Genomic DNA, 19,779 nt, shown 5'->3' with positions numbered 1-19,779 from the left:
GGATCGATACCCCGACATCAGGCCGCCACTGCAAGCCGGCGGACCTTCCGCGGGGTCATACCCAGAAGCCGCAGCCGGCGCAATGCGCGAATGCGGACTTTCCGGGCGGGGGACAGATGGTCGCGCGGGCATGGCGGGCGCAAAGCCGGATCAGCCCTCCGCAGGCGCGCTTCGCCGTGCCATCGCGGCCCAGGCGGTCAGGAAGCGGTCCACGGCCTCGTCGTCGCTGGTCCAGCCCAGGCTGATCCGGATGGCGCTGGCGGCGGACCGGTCGTCCTCGCCCATCGCCGCCAGCACATGGGACGGCTTCACCTTGCCGCTGGAGCAGGCCGATCCGGCGCTGACCGCCACCCCGGCCAGGTCCAGCGTCATCACCTGGGTCTCGCCGGGCAGGCCGGGCAGCATCAGGCAGCTGGTGTTGGCGACGCGCGCGGCCCCGGCCCCCATCACGCGGGCGCGCGGCATGGCGTCCAGCGCCTCGCGCTCCAGCCGGTCGCGCAGGGCCGCGAGGTCGGCAGCCTCCGCCAACCCCTCCCGCGCCAGCCTTGCGGCGGCGCCGAAGCCGACGATGCCCAGCAGGTTCTCGGTGCCGGCCCGCTTGCGCCGCTCCTGCCCGCCGCCACGGATCAGCGCATCCGGTTCCAGCCCTTCGGCCAGGACCAGGGCGCCGACGCCGGTCGGGCCGCCCAGCTTGTGGGCCGACAGCGTCATCAGGTCGACGCCGAGGTCGGGCAGGGACAGCGGCAGCCGCCCGGCGGCCTGCACCGCGTCGCAATGGACCAGCGCGCCATGGGCATGGGCGATGCGGGCGGCCTCGGTTACCGGCTGGATCACACCTGTCTCGTTGTTGACCAGCATCAGCGAGACCAGCGCCGGGCCGTCCGCAGCGGCCAGCCGGCGTCCCAGGTTCTCCAGGTCGGCGACGCCGTCGCGGGTCACACCGAAGCGTTCCGCCTGGGGCCACGCGGCCAGCACCGACTCATGCTCGATGGCGGAGGTCAGCAGCCGGCGGCCGGGGAAGCCGCGCAGCGCGAAGTTGTTGGCCTCCGTCCCGCTGCCGGTGAACAGCACCTGCGCCGGCTTCACCCCCGCAAGTGCGGCGACGGCGGCGCGCGCCTCCTCCACCGCCCGGCGGGCGCTGCGGCCGAAGGCGTGAACGGAGGACGGGTTGCCGACCAGGTCCATCGCCTGACCCATCGCCGCCTTGACCTCCGGTTTCAGCGGAGCGGTGGCGTTGTGGTCGAGATAGACTCCGGTCCGCCGGAAGGGGGAGACGAACGGGACGGTCACTTTTCAGGCACGCTCAACTGCGAAGGCCAATCTCATCCGGCGGCGTTATTCGGCGGCGGCGACGGCGGTGCTGTCGGCGGCCGGGGCCGGGCGCAGCAGGTTCAGGCCGCTGGTGCCGATGATCCGCCGCTCCACCACGTCGGCCACGGTGACGGAGCTGAGATACATGTGGATCTGATTGCCCAGTTCCTCCCAAAGGTCGTGGGTCAGGCAGCGCGAGCGGTTGGTGCGGCAGCCCTGCGGTGTGCCGTTGGCGCAGCGGGTGGTGCGGATCGGCTCGTCCACCGCCAGGATGATGTCGGACACGCGGGTGGCGTCGGCCGGATGGGCCAGCAGATAGCCGCCGCCCGGGCCGCGCACGCTCTTGACCAGCCCGCCCTTGCGCAGCTTGGCGAACAGCTGTTCCAGATAGGACAGGGAGATTTCCTGCCGCTCCGCGATGTCCGCCAGCGCGACCGGGCTGCCCTGGCTGGTGGCCGCCAGATCGACCATCGCCATCACGGCATAGCGTCCCTTGGTGCTGAGTCTCATCGCGATTCTCCTTGCGCTTCGTGCATCCCGCCATTGTGGGACGCCACCGTCTCTAGTGGTGTGGATGTTGAATGGGGAAGGGCGGCGGGCGGGCGGTCCGCCTCCAGCTCGCCGACACGGGCCTGCAGCGCCGTCACCTGATCGAGCAGGCCGGTCAGCGCGCGGGCGACCGGATCGGGGATCTCGCCGCAGGGGGTGCCATAGGGCATGAATTTCCGGGTTTCCGCGCGGTCGCGCGGCACCACGGGCTTGGCCGGGATGCCGACCACGGCGGTGTCGGCGGGCACGTCGGCCACCACCACCGCGTTGGCGCCGATGCGCGCCCCGCGGCCGATGGTAATGGCGCCCAGGATCTTGGCGCCGGCGCCGACGATCACGCCGTCGCCCAGCGTCGGGTGGCGCTTGCCTTGGTTGAGCGAAGTGCCGCCCAGCGTCACCCCGTGATAGAGCATCACGTCGTCGCCGATCTCCGCCGTCTCGCCGATCACCACGCCCATGCCGTGGTCGATGAAGAAGCGGCGGCCGATGGTGGCGCCGGGGTGGATTTCGATGCCGGTCAGCGAGCGGGCGATCTGCGAGATCAGCCGGGCGGTGGTGTGCCAGCCGGCGTCGCGGGCGCGCCGGGCGATGCGGTGGAGCACGATGGCATGCAAGCCGGGATAGCAGAGCGCCACCTCGAACCGGGACCGGGCGGCGGGGTCCCGCGCCATGATCCCATCGATCTCTTCGCGAAGATGCTTGAACACGCCATCACCCGCCGTGGTATAGTCCGCCGCTCTCATCGGCCGCCCGCGCCCGGCTTCGGCCTGTCGGACCCTCGCGGTTCAGGACCTTTCCGGTTCGGACCCATTCGGGTTCGGCCGGCAGGGACCCGGACTCATCGATCGGTCCTGCAAGCGCTGGTGCCGGTCGGGCGGGTCAGGCGGGTTGTCCCGGAGGACGTTACGACGCATATATGATGACCAAGCAAAACGGTCAAGAATTGTGTGCGGAAAACCCCACTCCAAGACGGGAAAATCCGTGACGGGCCCGAAGGCCCGCGCCGGGGCGGCTTGCCGGATGAAGGTCCGGCCGGTCGCCGTGGCGGTCCCAACAACCCTTTGTCCGCGTCAGGAACGTCGTTCCCATGCCTGAAGTGCTCTTCAACGGTCCCGCCGGTCGCCTGGAAGGCCGTTACACCCACGGCAAGCAGCCGAACGCCCCGGTTGCGCTGCTGTTGCACCCGCACCCGCAGCACAATGGGACGATGAACAACAAGGTGGTCTTCACCCTGTTCCAGTCCTTCACCAAGCGCGGCTATTCGGCCCTGCGCTTCAACTTCCGCGGCGTCGGGCGCAGCCAGGGCACCTACGACAAGGGGGAGGGCGAGCTGGCCGATGCGGCGGCGGCGCTCGACTGGCTGCAGACCTACAACCCCAACGCGCCGCTCTGCTGGATCGGCGGCGTGTCCTTTGGCGCCTGGATCGGCATGCAACTGCTGATGCGCCGTCCGGAGATCGACGGCTTCGTCTCGGTCTCGCCGCCGGCGAACCTGTTCGACTTCTCCTTCCTGGCGCCGTGCCCGTCCTCGGGCCTGATCATCCATGGCGACAAGGACGAGGTGGTGCCCCAGGCCGCGGTGACCAAGCTGGTGACCAAGCTGTCGCACCAGAAGGACATCCGCATCGACCACCGTGTCGTTCCCGGCGCCAGCCACTTCTTCGTCAACCGCACCGACGATCTTGCGATCCAGGTGGACGACTATCTGGACAAGGCGCTGGGCAATCCCATCGCGGCGGTGGCGGAGTAAGTTAGACCCCCACCCTGACCCTCCCCCGCGCGAGCGGGGGAGCCAATCTCAACATACAAGGTTAGGTGGGGGCCTAAGTTTCCCATCCAGTCACTGCTCGCAGCCCAGAACCCACACGTCGTAGATCGGGTTCTCCATCGCCGACAGGGCGGGGCTGGAGGCGAACATCCAGCCGCTGAAGACCGGTTCCGCCTGCTCGCCGGGCTTGATCTCCGTCACTTCCAGAAAAGCAGCGGATTCCGGCGTTTCGATCGGCGGGTTTTCGCGGCAGGCGCGCAGCGTGATGCGCAGGCTGCTCATCGCCTTGGTCTCTCCGACCTTCATGGTGAAGGTGGATGTGCGGGCGGTGACCTTGTCCAGCCATTGCAGCTTGGCCGCCGGCCGCTCGATCATCTGGCTCGGGACCGGGGCGGCCTGGACCGACGCGGTTGCCAGCAGGGCGGCCGCCAGCGGGAAAAGTCGGAGAAGTCTCGTCACGTCGGATCGCTTCCGTAATTGCGGACGACGCCCCGCGGCAGGATCCGGTCAATCATTGGATCTCTGCCGGGGCGCTCCGCCTTCTATCCCGGAAGCGGGGTCAGCGTCCAGTGGCGGGGGCGCTGGGGTGTGTTGTGCGGATCGGGTGTATCAGCGCGTGACGGTGCTGCGCGAGGCGGGAGCGCTGTAGGTGGCGCCGGACCCGCTCTGGGCTTCGTCGCGGTCTTCGATCTTCTGGGTCGCCGCACCGGCGCCGGCCCCTGCGGCGGCGCCGACCACGGCCCCTACCGGTCCGCCGACCACCGCGCCGGCTGCGGCACCGCCAAGCCCGCCGGAGGCCGCCTTCTCTTCCATGTCGGCGCCGCAGGCGGCAGTCGCCAGGGCAAGGCCGAGCACGGCCAAATGGGACAGACGCATCGCATTTCCTCCTGCTTCATGATCCGGGGGGCACCGCCGTCCGGATTGAAGGAGGAACGCTTGAGCGTGACCGTCGGTTCCGGCCGCGCTCAGGGTCGGGTGCTTACAGCTTCGGCGGCTGGGCCGGCGCCTGACCCTGCTGGCCGCCGGAAGACTGGCCGCCGGAAGACTGGCCGTTGGCCTGTTCGCCGGACTTGCTCATGCTCTGCAGCGAGAAGATGACCTGACCCAGCAGCTGCTCCAGGCCCGGCGTGCTCTGCGTGAACTCGATCTTGCCGTTCGGCTTGATCATGTCGGGATCGCCGCCCGGCTCCAGCGACAGGAACTTGCCGCCCAGCAGGCTTTCCGAAGCGATGACCGCCGCGGTGTCCTTGGGCAGCTTCACCGAGTTGTCGACCGACAGATGGACGACCGCCTGATAGGTGGTGGGGTCGAGCGTCAGTCCGGTGACCGTGCCGACCTTCACGCCGCTGATGCGCACGTCGGCGCCGCTCTGCAGGCCGGTGATGCTGTTGAAGTTGGCGGTGACGTCATAGCCCTGCACCTTACGCAGGTCGGCGCTTTTGTAGGCGAAGGCAAGGAACACGGCGGCCACGGCGAGCACGACGCCGCCCAGCACGGTTTCGATCACATTCCGGCGCATAGAGCTATCCTGCTGCGAGTTCCCAAATCGAAACCCGGCCCCCGAAAAGGGACCGGGCTTTCCGTTCCGACGTGATGGTCAGTCCCGGCAGGGATCAGCTCGGCGTCCAAGGCTCGTAATCGCCGGTGGCCGGCACGCGCTGTCCGCCGGCCAGCACATGGCCGGGCGGGCGGTAGGCCTGGACCGAGCCCGACATGTTGGGCAGATGTTCCTTCTGCCACGGCTTGTGGAAGGCGCTCGATCCCTCGGGCAGCGGCTCCTTGGTGGTGTGGTGCAGCCACCCGTGCCATTCCGGCGGGATCTTGGAGGCGTCGGGCTCACCGGCATACAGGACCCAGCGGCGCTCGCGCGTACCGGGCTGGGTGTCCTTGGTGCGGTAATAGACGTTGCCGAAGCGGTCGCTGCCGACCTTGGCGCCCCGACGCCACGTGACGTAACGGATGTGGATGTTCGCCAGTTTGGTGAACAGGGAGATCGGCTCGCTCATCGTCGCTCACGAATTCCGGAGTCTGGCCCCGCGGACACGGGGCTGGTCGAATGCGGGCCGCACTATGACACCGCAAGTGCCGCGCGTCCACCCGTTGGTGAGGCTCAATTCGCCGGCTTTCGGCCCCTTGGGGGAGCAGAAGCGCCTTGGCGGCAGCCGCTCCGCGGGAACGCCCCGTTTTCCTTGACGCGCCCGGTCGATTGCCGTATGCACCCCGCGCATGCGCCGGCACCCCTGGAGGCCGGCGCCCTTTCGTTTTGGAGCATCGTCATGACCAAGATCATTCCGCTCGGCGCTGAGACGCGCGAACGGGCCGGCAAGGGGACCGCCCGCCAGACCCGCCGTGACGGCCGCATTCCGGCCGTCATCTACGGTGGCAAGCAGGCTCCCCTGACCATTTCGCTCGAGAAGTTCGAGTTCACCCGCGTCCTGCATCAGCCGGGCTTCTTCACCCACCTGTTCGAAGTGACCGTCGACGGCGCCGCCCACCGCGTCCTGCCGCGCGACGTGCAGTTCCACCCGGTGACCGACGTCCCGCTGCATGTCGACTTCCTGCGCGTGTCGGCCGACACCCGCACCAACGTGCAGGTTCCGGTCGAGTTCGTCGACCAGGACAAGTCGGTCGGCCTGAAGCGCGGCGGCGTGCTGAACATCGTCCGCCACGAGCTGGAGCTGACCTGCCCGGCCGACAGCATCCCCGAGCACATCACCATCTCGTGCGAGGGCTTCGACGTCGGCGACTCGATCCACATCTCCTCGGTCAAGCTGCCGGAGGGTGTGACCTCGACGATCACCGATCGCGATTTCACCATCGCGACCATCGTTGCGCCGTCGGGCCTGAAGTCGGAAGAGGCCGCCGCTTCCTGATAAGGAGCGTTCGACCTTCGAAGATGGTTACGGTGGGGGGCTTCGGCCCCCCGCTTCGTTTTGTGGGGTATGGCTTGGCGGAGGGATGAGGGACATGCTGCTTCTGGTCGGATTGGGCAACCCCGGCAACGAGTATGCCCGCAACCGCCACAACATCGGCTTCATGGCGGTGGAGACCATCGCCCAACGCCACCGCTTCACCCCGTGGAAGAAGCGTTTCCAGGGCCAGACCGCCGAGGGCACCGTCGCCGGCGACAAGGTGCTGGCGCTGGAGCCCGCCACCTTCATGAACCTGTCCGGCCAGTCGGTGGTGGCGGCCCTGCAGTTCTACAAGCTGAAGCCCGAGAACGTCGTCGTCATCCATGACGAGCTTGACCTGCCCCCCGGCAGGATCCGGGTGAAGAAGGGCGGCGGCCATGGCGGGCACAACGGCCTGCGCTCCATCGACGCGCATATCGGCAAGGAATACTGGCGCATCCGCCTGGGCATCGGCCATCCCGGCAACAAGGATCTGGTCAGCGGCTATGTCCTGCACGACTTCGCCAAGGCCGACCAGAGCTGGATCGACCCGCTGCTGGATGCCGTCTCCGACAGCCTCCCCCTGATGGTGGAAGGCCAACCGGAGATGTTCATGAACAAGGTGACGGTGGCGACACAGGCGCGATAAGCCGCGGCCTGCCAGTTCTTCCCCCACTTCGCGTTTGCGCTTTGTCCCCCATCGTAGGATAAAGCGCCTCAATTCCAGAATTTCCGACGGCGAGCACCCACCCATGGGCTTCAATTGCGGCATCGTCGGCCTGCCGAACGTCGGCAAGTCGACCCTTTTCAACGCGCTGACCGCCACCCAGGCGGCCGAGGCGGCGAATTTCCCCTTCTGCACCAAGGAGCCGAACGTCGGCCGCGTCGGCGTGCCGGACCCGCGGCAGGACAAGCTGGCGGAAATCGCCAAGTCGCAGAAGGTCGTCCCGACCCAGCTGGAGTTCGTGGACATCGCCGGCCTGATCCGCGGCGCGTCGAAGGGTGAAGGGCTGGGCAACCAGTTCCTCGCCAACATCCGCGAGGTCGACGCCATCGTCCATGTGCTGCGCTGCTTCGAGGATGACGATATCACCCATGTCGAGGGCAATGTCGATCCGCTGCGCGATGCCGAGGTGGTCGAGACCGAGCTGATGCTCGCCGACATGGAAAGCCTGGAACGCCAGCTGACCAGCCTGCAGAAGAAGGCCAAGGGCGGCGACAAGGACAGCAAGATCAAGGCCGACCTGATGGAGCGTGCCCTGAAGGTGCTGCAGGACGGCAAGCCCGCCCGCGTCGTCGAGCTGTCGGACGACGAGCGGCCGGTGTTCAAGCAGTTCATGCTGCTGACCGACAAGCCGGTGCTCTATGTCTGCAACGTCGAAGAAGCCGCGGCCGCCACCGGCAACGCCTTCTCCGCCAAGGTCGCCGAGAAGGCCAAGGCCGAGAACGCCGAGGTCGTCGTCATCTCCGCCGCCATCGAGTCCGAGGTCGCGCAGCTCTCCGACCCGGCCGAGAAGGCCGAATTCCTTGAGTCGATGGGGCTGGAGGAAACCGGCCTGAACAAGCTGATCCGTGCCGGCTTCAAGCTGCTGGACCTGATCACCTTCTTCACCGTCGGCCCGAAGGAGACGCGGGCCTGGACCGTGCGCCGCAACGCCAAGGCTCCCGAGGCGGCCGGCGTCATCCACACTGATTTCGAACGCGGCTTCATCCGTGCCGAGACCATCGACTATACCAGCTTCGTCACGCTGGGGGGCGAGCAGGGGGCGAAGGACGCCGGCAAGATGCGCCAGGAAGGCAAGGAATATGTCGTTCAGGACGGCGACATCTTCCACTTCCGCTTCAACGTCTGATCAGACGGAGTTTTGAGGGAGCGGTGGCATCACCGCTCCCTTTCCACCTCCGCCGTCACCCAACTGTCATATTGTCGTAGCAATCGACACTCCCCACCCTTCAGTTAGGGGTGTGTCCTGATCGCACCTCCCATCCGACAAGAGGGGGTGCGATGCAGGCAACGCGGGTGCTGCTGGAACTGGCCGGGAATGTCGTGCTGCTCCTGTGGGGGCTGCACATGGTGCAGAGCGGGTTGACCCGTGCGCTGGGCGGCGACCTGCGCCGCATCCTGGGGGCCGGGCTGCGCAACCGCTGGACCGCCTTCCTGTCCGGCATGGGCATCACCATGCTGCTGCAGAGCAGCACCGCCACCGGCCTGATGGCGACCGGCTTCACAGCCACCGGACTGGTGTCGCTGATGCCGGCGCTGGCAGTGATGCTGGGGGCCAATGTCGGCTCCACCCTGATCGTGCAGGTTCTGGCCTTCGACGTCGCCCATGTGGCGCCGGTCCTGCTGCTGGGCGGCTTCATCGCTTTCCGCCGCGGCGCACGGACGCGCAGCCGCGACCTGGGCCGGGTCGCCATCGGGCTGGGCCTGATGCTGCTGTCGCTGCATTTGCTGCTGGCGACCATCGCCCCGGCCGAGAACGCGCCGATGCTGCGGCGGATGCTGGCGATGCTGACCGCCGATCCGGTGGTGGCGGTGATGCTGGCGGCACTGCTGTCCTGGGCCGCCCATTCCAGCGTCGCCGCCATCCTGCTGATCGCCTCGCTGGCCAGCGGCGGGGTGATCGGGCCGGAGGCGGCGGTCGCCATGGTCGCCGGCGCCAATCTGGGCAGCGCCGTCAATCCGGTGGTGGAGGGGCCGGGCGGCGATGGGCGCAACCCGGCGGCAAGGCGGCTGCCGGTGGGCAACCTCATCAACCGGCTTGTCGGCTGCCTCATTGTCGTGCCGCTTCTGGGGCCAATCACGGCCGGCTTGCAGGCGGTGTCGCCGGATGCCACGCGGCTGGCGGCCAATTTCCACCTTGCCTTCAATCTGGCGATGGCCGGGCTGTTCATCGGGCCGCTTCCCTGGTTCGCGCGGATCCTCACCCGGATGTTCCCGGAGCGGGTTGCGGTGGCCGATCCGGCAATGCCGCTCTATCTCGACCGCAGCGCGCTCCGCGTCCCCCACCTCGCCATCGCCAACGCGTCGCGTGAGGCACTGCGCATGGCCGACACGGTGGACGGCATGCTGCGCGGCGCGTTGGACGTGATCCAGAGCGACGACCGCAAGCGGGTGCAGGAGATCCGGCGGATGGACGATGTGCTGGACCGGCTGCACGACGCCATCAAGCGCTACCTCACCCAGATCAATGTCGAGGATCTGGACGAACGCGACGCCCGCCGGGTCTCGGACGTGCTGACCTTCACCATCAACCTGGAGCATGTCGGCGACATCATCGACCGCAACCTGATGGAAGCGGCCTCCAAGAAGATCCGGCGCAGGCTGCGCTTCTCCACCGAGGGGGCGGCCGAGATCGCCGGCATGCTGGAACGGTTGAGCGAAACCCAGAGTCTGGCCGCCGCCGTCTTCGTGTCGGGCGACGTCCGATCCGCCCGCGCACTGATCCACGAGAAGGAGGTGATCCGCGATCTGGAGACCAGCGCCACCGAGGCCCATTTCGCCCGCCTGCGCGCCGGCCGCAAGGAAAGCGTGGAGACAAGCGCCCTTCATCTGGACATCCTGCGCGACCTGCGGCGGATCAACGCCCATCTGGTCGCCGCCGCCTATCCGGTGCTCGATCAATCGGGGGAGCTTCTGCCCAGCCGTCTCAAACGAGGGGTGGCGCGGGCGTGACCGTCTGCTCCCGATGGGGGTATGGCGTGGCTTCCGCTTCGACCTTTTCTTGTCACCGATCCAGCCACGTTAACACTTTCGTAACCATATAAAATTCGTCAAGCTCTTTCGCGACATGGTTAACAAACCGCTCCTGTGGTTGTTATGGCAGTGAGTGCCAAGGAACGGTTGTCGAGAGGAGCGGACGGTGGCGAACACGCACGCGACGTCGAACGGACCCAATGCACAGGGGGCATCCGACGCCGGATTCGCCGAGCGGGTACGCGACGCCATCGACCGGCAGGAACTTTCCCTGGTCTTTCAGCCGCAGGCGGACGTCGTCACCAACCGCCTGACCGGGTTCGAGGCGCTGTCGCGCTGGCGCCTGTCCGACGGCACCATGCTGCCGCCCGACGTCTTCGTGCCGATGGCGGAGCAGGGGGAGGCGATCCATCTTCTGGGCGAATGGACCCTGCGGACCGCCTGCAGGGTGGCCGCCGGCTGGCTGCGCGCCGGCTATCCCGATATTCCGGTGTCGGTGAACCTGTCGGCGCGGCAGCTCGACGATCCGGGGCTGGTGCTGAAGGTGCTGGCGATCCTGGCGGAGACCGGCCTGCCGGCCGCCAACCTGAAGCTGGAGCTGACCGAAACCAGCATGTTCAGCCAAGGTGCCGACGCCCGCGAGGCCTTGCTGCAACTGCGCGGCGCCGGAATCCGGCTGGTGCTGGACGATTTCGGCACCGGCTGGTCGTCGCTGGCGACCCTGCGCCGGGTGCCGGTGGAGGCGCTGAAGATCGATAAGCAGTTCGTCCAGGCGATGGTGGAGGACCGCGACGCCGCCGCCATCGTCCAGGCTGTGGTGGCGCTGGCCCATGCGCTGGATTTGGGCGTGGTGGCGGAAGGGGTGGAGACGCCGGAACAGCGGCTCTACCTGCAGGCCTACCGCTGCGACGTGCTGCAAGGCTATTGGCTGTCGCGCCCGCTGAGCGCCGACGGGGTGAGCGGGTTCCTGGCCGAGCGCAGCGTCATCGGCACCCTGCGGCCTATGGGGTCGGGGTCCGCCGCTGGGCCGCAGACATCAGGATGACCCGCCGGGTCTCGTCCCATTCCGTCAGTTCACCGGCCTCGTCTGCGGTGGCCCAGCAGGCTTCCAGCGCATCGTCGGCGCAGATCGGGTCGCCCTCGGCGCTCTCCGCCGCCACTTCGACCAGCGTATAGTGGTAATGGACGCGCCCCTCGGCATCGGGGGTGATGGCGTCGACCACGGTGACGATCCCGGTCGGCACCACCTCCAGCCCGGTCTCCTCCCGCACCTCGCGCACCGCGGTTTCGAACACGGTTTCGCCGACCGACTGCGCCCCGCCCGGCAGGCTCCATTGTCCCATCCGCGGCGCCTTGCCCCGCCGGATCAGCAGCACCTTGTCCCCGCGCCAGACGACGGCCCCGACACCGACCCAGGGGCGGTCGGGATATTCGCGGCTGGAACGGTCGGGCGGTGTGGCGGGAGGATTGGATTCGATGGTCATGGACGGCAGCCTAGCGCACCGCTTGACAGCCTGTCACCCCGTGCCGAGAGTTACAGCAGTGGCTATTGATGACGGAGGACTGGCCATGGGTGTGTTGTATTCCAAAGCCGACGACCCCGGTCTGGACGCCGCCATCGAGCGCGCATTGGCAGAGGGGCCTTTGACCATTGTCCGCCCCGGCAAGCCGTCGATGGTCATGTTGTCGGCCACAGACTATGAACGGCTGCGCGGAGAAATCTCTGCCCCGCAGGCGCCAAGACCCAGAAATTTGATCGAAGCGCTGCTGCGGCCAGTCGATACGGTTGGCATTGATCTGACCGAGGCAATCGGCGAACGCCATGGGCCAAATACCCGCAAGCCGGTCGATTTCGATACAGAGCCCTTATGACAGGCTTCTTGCTGGACACCAACATTCTGTCGGAACCACTACGGCCGAGACCGGATCCGCAAGCAATTGCCTGGCTGGAACGCATTCAGCCGTCAAACGCTTTTGTGAGTGTCATCAGCATCGGGGAAATCCATCGCGGGATTGCTAAGCTTCGCCATTCCAATGCCGCGAAGGCTGAACAGCTCGACATCTGGATAAAGGATGTGGAGACCTGGACTGAGCGCATACTTCCCGTATCTCTGACGGTCGCGACGCTCTGGGGACATCTTCGCAACGCTCACCGCAACTGCGATCCAGTGGACGCACTGATCGCTGCCACGGCACAAGCACACGGTTTGACGATCGCAACCCGCAACGTCCGTGACTTTCACGTCTTTGGGATTCCTCTGCTGAACCCGTTCGAGGCCCCATGAAGCTCAACGAAATCCGCACCTTCATCGCCGTGGCCGATGCGCAGTCGGTGCAGGAAGCCGGCAATCGGCTGGGACTGACGCAGTCGGCCGTGTCGCGGCTGATCCAGCGGCTGGAAGCGGAACTGGGCGTCGTGCTGTTCGACCGGCAGACCAAGCCGCTGGCCCTGACCCGCGACGGCGAACTGGCGCTGGCCCATGCCCGGCGCATCCTGGCGGCGACAAGCGACTTCGCCGACGCTTTCGCCGGGTCGGCCGAGCCGCGCGGGCTGCTGCGGCTGGGGACGGCGCATGTGCTGACCGCGCTGGCCGCCGGCCGGCCACTGGACGAGTTGCGGGCCGGCTTCCCCGGCCTGACGTTGCGGCTGCATGCGGACTGGAGCAACCCGCTGATCGAGCAGGTCCGCGCCGGCAGCCTGGACGGTGCGCTGGTCCTGATGTGCGAGGATCAGGCGCCGCCCGACGATTTGCCGATCCGCCGGATCGGGACCGAACCGGTCAGCATCATCGCCTCTCCCGGCGACGGTTCCGCCGATCTGGCGACCATGAACCGGCGCGGCTGGGTGCTGCAGCCGAACGGCTGCCGGTACCGCGAGGCTCTCCATCAGGCGCTGGCGCCGCTCGGTCTGCAGCCGAACGTGACGGTGGAGGCCTATGACCAGAGCCTGCTGGTGTCGCTGGTGGCGCGCGGCGTCGGCTTCGGTCTGGCGCCGATGGGGCTGATCGCGCCGATCCCCGGTGCGGTCGCCATCCGGCCGCTCGAACTGCCCGATTTCCGGATGGCGGTGACGATCTGGCTGATCCAGTCGCGGACGACCGGCCGCATCGCCCCGGTGTTCGACCGGCTGGAGGAGTCGCTGCGGCGCGAACTGGCGGTCGGGAGGCCCGGTTACCCGACGGAACGGCACTCCATTCTGCATTCCGCCGCGGAATGACCCGGTTGCCGATTATGAATTTGCCGAACTGTTGGTGCCCGCCTATCGTCGGGGCATAGCAGTTCCACAACACCGGCGCGCAACGCCGGCCCCTTCCGGGAGGACGCCTTGACCACCGCCACCCCCGCACCGGCGCCCTCCTGGAGGACGCCCGCACTCGTCGTGATCTGCGGTTGCCTGATCTCGATGCTGGCCTTCGGACCGCGGTCGAGCATGGGCCTGTTCATCGGCCCGCTTTCGGAAACCCGCGGCTGGGGCCGCGACGTCTTCGCGCTGGCGATGGCGATCCAGAACATCCTGTGGGGCGCCGGCGGCCCCTTCGCCGGGGCGCTGACCGACCGCTACGGCCCGGCCCCGGTCCTGGCCGGCGGCGGCATCCTCTATGCGGCCGGTCTGGCGCTGATGCCCTACGCCACCACCAGCGTGGAACTGTACCTGACCGCCGGCGTGCTGATCGGGCTCGGCCTGTCCGGTGCGTCCTTCGGCATCATCATCGCCGGTTTCACCCGGCTGCTGCCGCCGGAAAAGCGCAGCTGGTCGGTCGGCATCGCCACCGCCGCCGGATCGATGGGCCAGTTCCTGTTCGCACCGATGGGCCAGGCCTTCATCGCCGGCTTCGGCTGGCAGACCGCGCTTCTGCTGCTGGCGGCCTCGATGATCGCCGTTCCGTTGTTGGCCAGCGTCTTCCCCGGCCCGAAGGGCATGACGGCGAGCGGCGCCCCGGCGGTGACCGGCGCCAACATCGGCTACATCGCCGCCGTGCGGCAGGCGTTCCAGCACCGTAGTTACGTGCTGCTCGTCTCGGGCTTTTTCGTCTGCGGCTTCCAGTTGGCCTTCATCACCACCCACCTGCCGCCCTATCTGACGGAGGCCGGCATCAGCCCGTCGCTGGCCGCCTGGGCGCTGGCGCTGATCGGCCTGTTCAACGTCATCGGTTCCTATGCGTCCGGCGTGCTGGCAGGCAAAGTCAGCAAGCGCTATCTGCTGTGTGCCAACTATTTCTCGCGCGGCATCGCCACGGCGGTCTTCATCCTGCTGCCGATCTCGCCGGTCACCGTCATCGCCTATGCCGCGGTGATGGGCCTGCTGTGGCTGTCAACCGTGCCGCCGACCTCCGGCCTCGTCGCGCTGATGTTCGGCACCCGCTACATGGGCACGCTCTACGGCTTCGCCTTCTTCAGCCATCAGGTCGGCGGCTTCCTGGGCGTCTGGCTGGGCGGCGTGCTGTACGAGCGCACGGGCTCCTACGACGTCGTCTGGTGGCTGGGCGTGGCGCTTGCCATGTTCGCGACCATCATCCACTGGCCGATCGCGGAGAAGCCCGCACCGTCGCTGGCGGCGGCCGAGGCGAAGGCGTAAGGTAAAGCACCATGAGCGACAGCCCCGCCCAATCCTCTTCCGGACTTCCCATCGGCCACGGGCTCGCCGCGGCGCTGCTGGGTGGCATCCTGCTGGTCTGGGCCGGGCTGATGGGGCTGTCGCTGCAGCGTGCCGCGCTGCCGGATGCGACCGACGGCCTGATGCTGGCGGTGTTTTCCCCCGGCACCAGCGATGCAGAGGCGATGACGGCGATGGTGCGGGCGGGCGGCGAGCCGGTTCGTTCCACCTGGCTCGGCTTCGCCTGGGTCGCCCGCGGAGTCGAGCCCGGTTTCGTCGGCCGGCTGAAGGCGGAGGGCGCATTGGCCGCCTTCGGCGAGCTTCCGGTCGGCCCGACGCTGGGCGGCTGCACCGCCACCCCGGTCGACACCGCGAAGATCGCGGCCACCAAGCTGCAATAGACCGCTCTTTCCGCCTTACAGGCCGGTGGGCGTCGCCCGCGTGTCGGCGGTGCGGGTGATGCCCTGGTCGATCAACGGCTGCAGCGCCGGGGCGAGGCTTTTCAGAAGCTGGGCGGGCAGGGCGCTGGTGAAGCGGTAGTTGTCGGCCTCCGGCCCATGGACGAAGGCGGTCATGGTGCCGAAGAAGCGGTCGCCGATGTAGAAGACGAAGGTCGCGGTGCGGTTGACCGCCTTCGATTCGATCAGCACGCCGCCCGGCCCCCAGCGGTCCAGCCGATGGTCGCCGGTGCCGGTCTTGCCGCCCATCGGGATCGGCGTGCCGGCCGGGTCCTTGAAAGAACCCCAGACGCGTTTGGCGGTGCCGTTCTGCGCCACGTCCATCAGGGCGCGGCGCAGGGTGGCGCAGACCTCCGGCCGCAGCACCCGCTCGCCCTTCAGCGGCCCCAGCCCCAGCTTCGCCTCGTAGGGCGTGCCGGCGGCGAAATGCAGCGAGCGGATCTTCACCGTCGGCTGGCGCACCCCGTCGTTCAGGATCAGCCCCATCAGCTCCGCCAGCGCCGCCGGGCGGTCGGCCGAGCTGCCGATGGCGGTCGCCAGCGACGGCACCAGCGTTTCGAACGGATAGCCGACGCTGCGCCACTGGGCGGTGATGCGCTTGAACGCCTCCTCCTCCAGCCCGATGCGGATGCGGGTGTTCTGGGCGGCCATGCCCTTCTTGAACAGCCAGCGATAGCTTTCCTGGCGCTCGTCGGCGCTGGCGGCCAGAACCTCGGCCCGCGTTGCGCCGGGATGCTGTTGGAGATAGGTAACCAGCCACAGCTCCAGCGGATGGACGCGGGCTAGATAGCCGAGGTCGTTCAGCGGGAAGCGGTCCGGCCCGTATTTGGCGTAGAGCGCCGAAAGCTGCCCGTCGGACAGCGACATCTTCGGCAGTCGGGCGCGCAGGAAGGCGGAGAACTCGGCGAGCCCGGCCTTGGGCCGCACGCTGCGGAAGATCACCGCCAGCCGGTGCGGCACCGGGCGCGAGCGGGTCGCCAGCCGGGCCAGCGCCTCGTCCGGAGTGCGCTTGCGGTAGTCGTTGTAGAAGCGGTTGAGGAAGTCCGATCCCTCGCGGTCGGCGAAGCGGGCGAGATAGGCCTGCCGGGCCGGGTGGTCGGGCGAGCGCAGGATGTCGGCGCCGTCGTCCGCCCCCTCGTCCATATAGAATTGGACGACGTCGCGCATCAGCCGGATGAAGGGCAGGTTGACGCTGTTCCGCAATGCCTCCTGCAGGGTGAGGATGCGGCCGTTGTCGTCCTTGTTGAAGTTCACGAAGCTGTGCTGGCCGCCGCCGGTGAAGAACACCTCGCCGGGGTTGGCGGAATAGCGCCGTTCCATCGCCGCATCCAGCATGGCCGGCAGCCGCCGGTCTGGGGCGGATGCCAGCCAGGAGGTTGCCCAGCGGGTCAAGTTGTCCGACGCCTCGTCCTCGACATCGGCCAGCAATTCCTTCGGCAGATGGGCGTAGCGGCTGTGCAGCTCCGCCATGATCTCCAGATATGTCGCCAACGTCCGCAGCTTGGCGGTGGAGCCGAGATCGAGCTTCGCCCCGTCGTTGATGTCCAGCGGCTGGTCGAGGTTGTCGGCCTGGACGCGCAGGTAATTGGCCTCCGGACCCCGCTCGTAGAGGGTGATCGAGTAGACCAGCTTGGACAGGTCGTTGTTGCGGGCATCGAGCAGCCGCTCGCCGGTCAACCCAAGAGAGCGGGCAAAGTCGGGCTCGTTCAGCTTGCCCAGCACCTCCACCACGCGGGCCTGCGTCTCGGCATCCAGGGTGGATTGCGCGGTGAGATCGATGCGGTCGAGCGCGTAGAGGTTCGGGACACCGAGCATGCCCAGCAGCCGGGCGCGGATGGCGTTGGTCGCCTTCTGCTCGACGAAGGAGGTGGCGGGGGCGGTCGGCGCCTCCTCGCGGAAGGCCAGCGGCGTGGCAAGCGCCGCGTCACGCAACGCAGGGTCGATCACCCCGGCCTGGGTCAGCGCCCGCAGATGGGCGTCGGCCAACCGGTCGAGCGCGGCACGGTCCTGGATCAGGTAATAGGAGGGCCGCCGCTGCGCCAGCAGCAGGGCCAGCACCTGCTTGTAGGCCAGTGCCTTCAGCTTCAGGGCACGGGCGTCTGTTGCCGGTTCGGCCAGCACGCGCTTGGCGATTGACAGGTCGGTGCCGAACCAAGCCCACAGCCCGTCGCCGAGCCCGTTCACCTCGCCGAAGCCGGCCCGTGCGGTCAGCGGGGTGGAGTTCAGGTAATCGACCAGGATGCGGCGGCGGGCCAGCGTGGTGTCCTCGCCGTCGCTGTAGGCGCGGACGCTGGCCGACGCCATCTGGCGCAGCTTCTCCACGCTGCCGGTGGTCTGGCCGTCGGGAGAGTGGCGGTATTTCTCGATCTGGGTGGCGAGGGTCGAGCCGCCGGGGGAACGCTGTCCCGGCCGGACCATCTGCAGGGGAAGCATCGCCACCGCCGCGCCGAAGCGGTCCCATTCCACCGCCGGATTGCGGCGCGGCTGGTCCTCGTCCAGCAATTCGCGGTTCTCGATGAACAGCAGCGTGTCGGCGACCAGCTTCGGCACGTCGGCGAAGCCGTCGAACACCCGTTCCGGGTAGCGCGCCGAATACATGACCGCGCCGTTGCGGTCGAGCAGGGTCAGTCCGGCCTGAGTCTTCTCGCGATAGATCGGAAAGCCGCCGCCGGCCATGAAGCGGTCGAGCGCCGGCGAAAGCACCGCCTGCCGTTCGACCGCGTAGAGGTCATGGGTCAGCGACTCGAGATAGCCGGGCAGGGCGGTGTAGCCGAACCGCTCGTTGTACGGCCCATGCTTGGGATAGCGCGCCTGCGGGTTGGGGCCTTCGCGCAAGGAAACAGTCATCGACTGGGCGACGCCGGACAGCAGCCGGGCCTGGAGGCGCGAGGTTTCCATTTCGCGCCAGCCGGCATAGCCGGCGGCAGCCACGGTGGTCGCCAGCGTGACCCCGATCGCCGCCCGCCGGGCCCAACGCCCAACCTGCATCCACCCCTTGGCCATCTCGGAAGCGAACCCCCTGCCGCCCAACTCACACGGTCGGTATAGGCCGGAACGATAGGGGGTTTATGGTTAACGGGGCGTTTAAGGCGGTACTCCTTACCCCTCCAGCAACGCCTTCGCCTGCGTCGCCAGTTCCGCCAGCGGGACCTCGACCTGTTCGCCCTTGACCAGATGCTTCAGGGTGGCGGTGCCGCGGGTCTTCTCGTCGGAGCCCATAAGCAGGACGACGGGGATGCCGGCGCGGTCGGCGTATTTCATCTGCTTGGCGATCTTGCCGCCGTCCAGCTGGATTTCCGTGTTGATGCCGGCGGCGCGCAGTTCGCTCGCCATGCGGAAATAGTCGGCGGACAGGGCCGGGTCCATCTGGGTCACCAGCACCTGGGCGGTGGGGGCGGCGTCCTTGATGAGACCGGCCTCTATCAGCTGGTAGAACAGGCGGGTGGCGCCGATGGAGATGCCGACGCCCGGCAGCTTCGACTTGGTGTAGTGGCTGGCGAGATTCTCGTAGCGCCCGCCGGAGCAGACCGAGCCGATGCCGGGATGGTCGTTCAGGAAGGTCTCGTAGACGGTGCCGGTGTAGTAATCGAGGCCCCGCGCGATGGCGAGGTTGATGCGCACCGTCCCCTCCGGCACCTGGAAAGCCTTGAGGCCCTCGATGACGGTGGTCAGTTCGCCGACGCCCTCGCGGAAGATGGCGTTCTCGATGTCGAGTGCGCCTAGCGCCGCCAAGGTCTCGGCGTTGCTGCCCTTCATGTCGATCAGAGACAGGATGATGTCGGCGGCATGCTCGGTCACGCCGAGGCCGAGCAGGCTCGCGCGGACCTTGTCGCGGCCGATCTTGTCCAGCTTGTCGATCTCGCGCAGCACCAGCACGCGGGTGTCGGCGTCGGCGACGCCCAGACCGTCGAGCAGGCCCAGCAGGATCTTGCGGTTGTTAACGTTGATGGTGAAGCCGCCGAAATTCAGCTCGGTGAAGACATGGTGGATCACCGCCGGGATCTCGGCGTCGTAATGGGCGGACAGGCTGTCCTTGCCGATCACGTCGATGTCGCACTGATAGAATTCGCGGAAACGCCCGCGCTGCGCCCGCTCGCCGCGATAGACCCGCTGGATCTGGTAGCGGCGGAAGGGGAAGGCGAGGTCGCGCTCATGCTCCGCCACATAGCGGGCGAGCGGCACGGTCAGGTCGAAGCGCAGCGCCAGTTCCGGCTTGTTGCCCTGCTGGATAGCGCCGGTGGACTGGACGAAATAGACCTGCTTCTCCGTCTCGCCGCCCGACTTGGTCAGCAGCGTGTCCACCGTTTCGAACACCGGGGTTTCGACGGGGACGAAGCCGAACCGCTCGTAACCGCGGCGGATGGTGTCCAGCATGCGCTGGAAGGCCACCTGCTGGCGCGGCAGCAGCTCCATCGTTCCGGGCGGGGTGCGGGGCGTGATCAGGCTCATCGGAGAAGGTCCGCGCTTGGATAGGAAAAGCGTGCGTTTTCTAGCCCCTTTCGCCGGCCCCG

At 67.8% G+C, this 19,779-nt stretch carries 21 protein-coding genes; 11 read left to right on the top strand and 10 right to left on the bottom strand.

Annotated elements, in window-relative coordinates; translation table 11 throughout:
- Positions 1-150: 150 nt before the first annotated feature.
- The 3 genes from PWS46_RS09010 to epsC are packed head-to-tail and all read right to left on the bottom strand — an operon-like array spanning position 151 to position 2,603.
- Entirely contained in the window at positions 151-1,290 is a 1,140-nt protein-coding gene (locus PWS46_RS09010) for a cysteine desulfurase family protein (RefSeq protein WP_434613979.1), read from the bottom strand.
- 45 nt (positions 1,291-1,335) lie between these two features.
- Positions 1,336-1,821 carry an Rrf2 family transcriptional regulator gene (locus PWS46_RS09005; RefSeq protein ID WP_085089868.1) on the bottom strand — a complete coding sequence of 162 codons (486 nt, stop codon included), beginning with the start codon at positions 1,819-1,821 and terminating at the stop codon, positions 1,336-1,338.
- Positions 1,818-2,603: a serine O-acetyltransferase EpsC gene (epsC, locus tag PWS46_RS09000; protein ID WP_434613976.1), complete on the bottom strand. Its 786-nt coding sequence runs from the start codon at positions 2,601-2,603 to the stop codon at positions 1,818-1,820. The genes PWS46_RS09005 and epsC overlap by 4 nt, the downstream gene beginning before the upstream one ends.
- A 344-nt stretch (positions 2,604-2,947) precedes the next feature.
- Here epsC and PWS46_RS08995 point away from each other — a divergent pair, with 344 nt between their 5' ends.
- A complete protein-coding gene (locus PWS46_RS08995; RefSeq protein WP_109073919.1) occupies positions 2,948-3,610 on the top strand; it encodes an alpha/beta hydrolase in 663 nt (220 codons plus the stop codon).
- A gap of 90 nt (positions 3,611-3,700) precedes the next feature.
- Here PWS46_RS08995 and PWS46_RS08990 read toward each other — a convergent pair whose 3' ends face one another.
- The 4 genes from PWS46_RS08990 to PWS46_RS08975 form a co-directional block, all read right to left on the bottom strand.
- On the bottom strand, positions 3,701-4,087 hold the full coding sequence (locus PWS46_RS08990; protein ID WP_434613972.1) for a DUF2155 domain-containing protein: 387 nt from the start codon (positions 4,085-4,087) through the stop codon (positions 3,701-3,703).
- Positions 4,088-4,237: 150 nt separating this feature from the next.
- A complete protein-coding gene (locus PWS46_RS08985; protein ID WP_434613969.1) occupies positions 4,238-4,504 on the bottom strand; it encodes a hypothetical protein in 267 nt (88 codons plus the stop codon).
- A 103-nt stretch (positions 4,505-4,607) separates the two neighbouring features.
- Positions 4,608-5,147 (bottom strand): outer membrane lipid asymmetry maintenance protein MlaD, encoded by a 540-nt coding sequence (mlaD, locus tag PWS46_RS08980; RefSeq protein WP_434613966.1) that lies wholly within the window; start codon positions 5,145-5,147, stop codon positions 4,608-4,610.
- 94 nt (positions 5,148-5,241) lie between these two features.
- Positions 5,242-5,634, bottom strand: a complete 393-nt coding sequence (locus tag PWS46_RS08975) for an NADH:ubiquinone oxidoreductase subunit NDUFA12 (RefSeq protein ID WP_085089864.1) — start codon at positions 5,632-5,634, stop codon at positions 5,242-5,244.
- Between the two features lie 270 nt (positions 5,635-5,904).
- Between PWS46_RS08975 and PWS46_RS08970 the strand changes: the two genes are divergently transcribed.
- The 5 genes from PWS46_RS08970 (at position 5,905) to PWS46_RS08950 (ending at position 11,261) form a co-directional block, all read left to right on the top strand.
- Positions 5,905-6,501 (top strand): 50S ribosomal protein L25/general stress protein Ctc, encoded by a 597-nt coding sequence (locus PWS46_RS08970; RefSeq protein WP_434613963.1) that lies wholly within the window; start codon positions 5,905-5,907, stop codon positions 6,499-6,501.
- Positions 6,502-6,595: 94 nt separating this feature from the next.
- Positions 6,596-7,168, top strand: coding sequence for an aminoacyl-tRNA hydrolase (pth, locus tag PWS46_RS08965; RefSeq protein WP_434613960.1), 573 nt, complete (start codon positions 6,596-6,598; stop codon positions 7,166-7,168).
- A gap of 103 nt (positions 7,169-7,271) precedes the next feature.
- On the top strand, positions 7,272-8,372 hold the full coding sequence (gene ychF / locus PWS46_RS08960; RefSeq protein ID WP_434613957.1) for a redox-regulated ATPase YchF: 1,101 nt from the start codon (positions 7,272-7,274) through the stop codon (positions 8,370-8,372).
- Between the two features lie 152 nt (positions 8,373-8,524).
- Positions 8,525-10,195 carry a Na/Pi cotransporter family protein gene (locus PWS46_RS08955; protein WP_434613954.1) on the top strand — a complete coding sequence of 557 codons (1,671 nt, stop codon included), beginning with the start codon at positions 8,525-8,527 and terminating at the stop codon, positions 10,193-10,195.
- A 187-nt stretch (positions 10,196-10,382) separates the two neighbouring features.
- Positions 10,383-11,261 carry an EAL domain-containing protein gene (locus PWS46_RS08950; RefSeq protein WP_434613951.1) on the top strand — a complete coding sequence of 293 codons (879 nt, stop codon included), beginning with the start codon at positions 10,383-10,385 and terminating at the stop codon, positions 11,259-11,261.
- Here the strand turns inward: PWS46_RS08950 and PWS46_RS08945 are convergent.
- Positions 11,218-11,700 carry an NUDIX hydrolase gene (locus PWS46_RS08945; protein ID WP_434613948.1) on the bottom strand — a complete coding sequence of 161 codons (483 nt, stop codon included), beginning with the start codon at positions 11,698-11,700 and terminating at the stop codon, positions 11,218-11,220. The genes PWS46_RS08950 and PWS46_RS08945 overlap by 44 nt on opposite strands.
- Positions 11,701-11,785: 85 nt before the next feature.
- Between PWS46_RS08945 and PWS46_RS08940 the strand changes: the two genes are divergently transcribed.
- From PWS46_RS08940 to PWS46_RS08920, 5 genes are all read left to right on the top strand, one after another.
- Positions 11,786-12,088: a hypothetical protein gene (locus PWS46_RS08940; RefSeq protein ID WP_434613946.1), complete on the top strand. Its 303-nt coding sequence runs from the start codon at positions 11,786-11,788 to the stop codon at positions 12,086-12,088.
- Positions 12,089-12,096: 8 nt separating this feature from the next.
- The gene (locus PWS46_RS08935) at positions 12,097-12,501 is read left to right on the top strand and encodes a type II toxin-antitoxin system VapC family toxin (RefSeq protein WP_434613943.1); all 405 of its coding nucleotides are present in this window, start codon (positions 12,097-12,099) and stop codon (positions 12,499-12,501) included.
- A complete protein-coding gene (locus tag PWS46_RS08930) occupies positions 12,498-13,433 on the top strand; it encodes a LysR family transcriptional regulator (RefSeq protein ID WP_434613940.1) in 936 nt (311 codons plus the stop codon). The genes PWS46_RS08935 and PWS46_RS08930 overlap by 4 nt, the downstream gene beginning before the upstream one ends.
- Before the next feature lie 108 nt (positions 13,434-13,541).
- Positions 13,542-14,792, top strand: a complete 1,251-nt coding sequence (locus PWS46_RS08925) for an MFS transporter (RefSeq protein WP_434613937.1) — start codon at positions 13,542-13,544, stop codon at positions 14,790-14,792.
- Positions 14,793-14,803: 11 nt separating this feature from the next.
- Positions 14,804-15,211: a hypothetical protein gene (locus PWS46_RS08920; protein ID WP_434613934.1), complete on the top strand. Its 408-nt coding sequence runs from the start codon at positions 14,804-14,806 to the stop codon at positions 15,209-15,211.
- A 15-nt stretch (positions 15,212-15,226) separates the two neighbouring features.
- On the opposite strand, the gene PWS46_RS08915 is transcribed toward PWS46_RS08920, so the two are convergent.
- Both PWS46_RS08915 and hisS read right to left on the bottom strand, forming a co-directional pair.
- Positions 15,227-18,271, bottom strand: a complete 3,045-nt coding sequence (locus tag PWS46_RS08915) for a transglycosylase domain-containing protein (protein ID WP_434613931.1) — start codon at positions 18,269-18,271, stop codon at positions 15,227-15,229.
- 96 nt (positions 18,272-18,367) lie between these two features.
- Positions 18,368-19,717, bottom strand: coding sequence for a histidine--tRNA ligase (hisS, locus tag PWS46_RS08910; protein WP_434613928.1), 1,350 nt, complete (start codon positions 19,715-19,717; stop codon positions 18,368-18,370).
- Between the last annotated feature and the right edge of the window lie 62 nt (positions 19,718-19,779).

The organism is Azospirillum sp. B2RO_4 (assembly GCF_051124815.1).
GTDB lineage: Bacteria > Pseudomonadota > Alphaproteobacteria > Azospirillales > Azospirillaceae > Azospirillum.
The sequence above is the reverse complement of the archived record's forward strand: the minus strand, read 5'-3'. Positions and strand labels throughout refer to the sequence as shown.

Coding starts and splice junctions, on each gene's coding strand:
- PWS46_RS08955 (WP_434613954.1), top strand. CDS start 8,525: ATGCAGGCAACGCGGGTGCTGCTGGAACTGGCCGGGAATGTCGTGCTG.
- epsC (WP_434613976.1), bottom strand. CDS start 2,603: ATGAGAGCGGCGGACTATACCACGGCGGGTGATGGCGTGTTCAAGCAT.
- PWS46_RS08940 (WP_434613946.1), top strand. CDS start 11,786: ATGGGTGTGTTGTATTCCAAAGCCGACGACCCCGGTCTGGACGCCGCC.
- PWS46_RS08985 (WP_434613969.1), bottom strand. CDS start 4,504: ATGCGTCTGTCCCATTTGGCCGTGCTCGGCCTTGCCCTGGCGACTGCC.
- hisS (WP_434613928.1), bottom strand. CDS start 19,717: ATGAGCCTGATCACGCCCCGCACCCCGCCCGGAACGATGGAGCTGCTG.
- mlaD (WP_434613966.1), bottom strand. CDS start 5,147: ATGCGCCGGAATGTGATCGAAACCGTGCTGGGCGGCGTCGTGCTCGCC.
- PWS46_RS08930 (WP_434613940.1), top strand. CDS start 12,498: ATGAAGCTCAACGAAATCCGCACCTTCATCGCCGTGGCCGATGCGCAG.
- PWS46_RS08945 (WP_434613948.1), bottom strand. CDS start 11,700: ATGACCATCGAATCCAATCCTCCCGCCACACCGCCCGACCGTTCCAGC.
- PWS46_RS08915 (WP_434613931.1), bottom strand. CDS start 18,271: ATGGCCAAGGGGTGGATGCAGGTTGGGCGTTGGGCCCGGCGGGCGGCG.
- PWS46_RS08920 (WP_434613934.1), top strand. CDS start 14,804: ATGAGCGACAGCCCCGCCCAATCCTCTTCCGGACTTCCCATCGGCCAC.
- PWS46_RS08970 (WP_434613963.1), top strand. CDS start 5,905: ATGACCAAGATCATTCCGCTCGGCGCTGAGACGCGCGAACGGGCCGGC.
- PWS46_RS09005 (WP_085089868.1), bottom strand. CDS start 1,821: ATGAGACTCAGCACCAAGGGACGCTATGCCGTGATGGCGATGGTCGAT.
- PWS46_RS08975 (WP_085089864.1), bottom strand. CDS start 5,634: ATGAGCGAGCCGATCTCCCTGTTCACCAAACTGGCGAACATCCACATC.
- pth (WP_434613960.1), top strand. CDS start 6,596: ATGCTGCTTCTGGTCGGATTGGGCAACCCCGGCAACGAGTATGCCCGC.
- PWS46_RS08995 (WP_109073919.1), top strand. CDS start 2,948: ATGCCTGAAGTGCTCTTCAACGGTCCCGCCGGTCGCCTGGAAGGCCGT.
- ychF (WP_434613957.1), top strand. CDS start 7,272: ATGGGCTTCAATTGCGGCATCGTCGGCCTGCCGAACGTCGGCAAGTCG.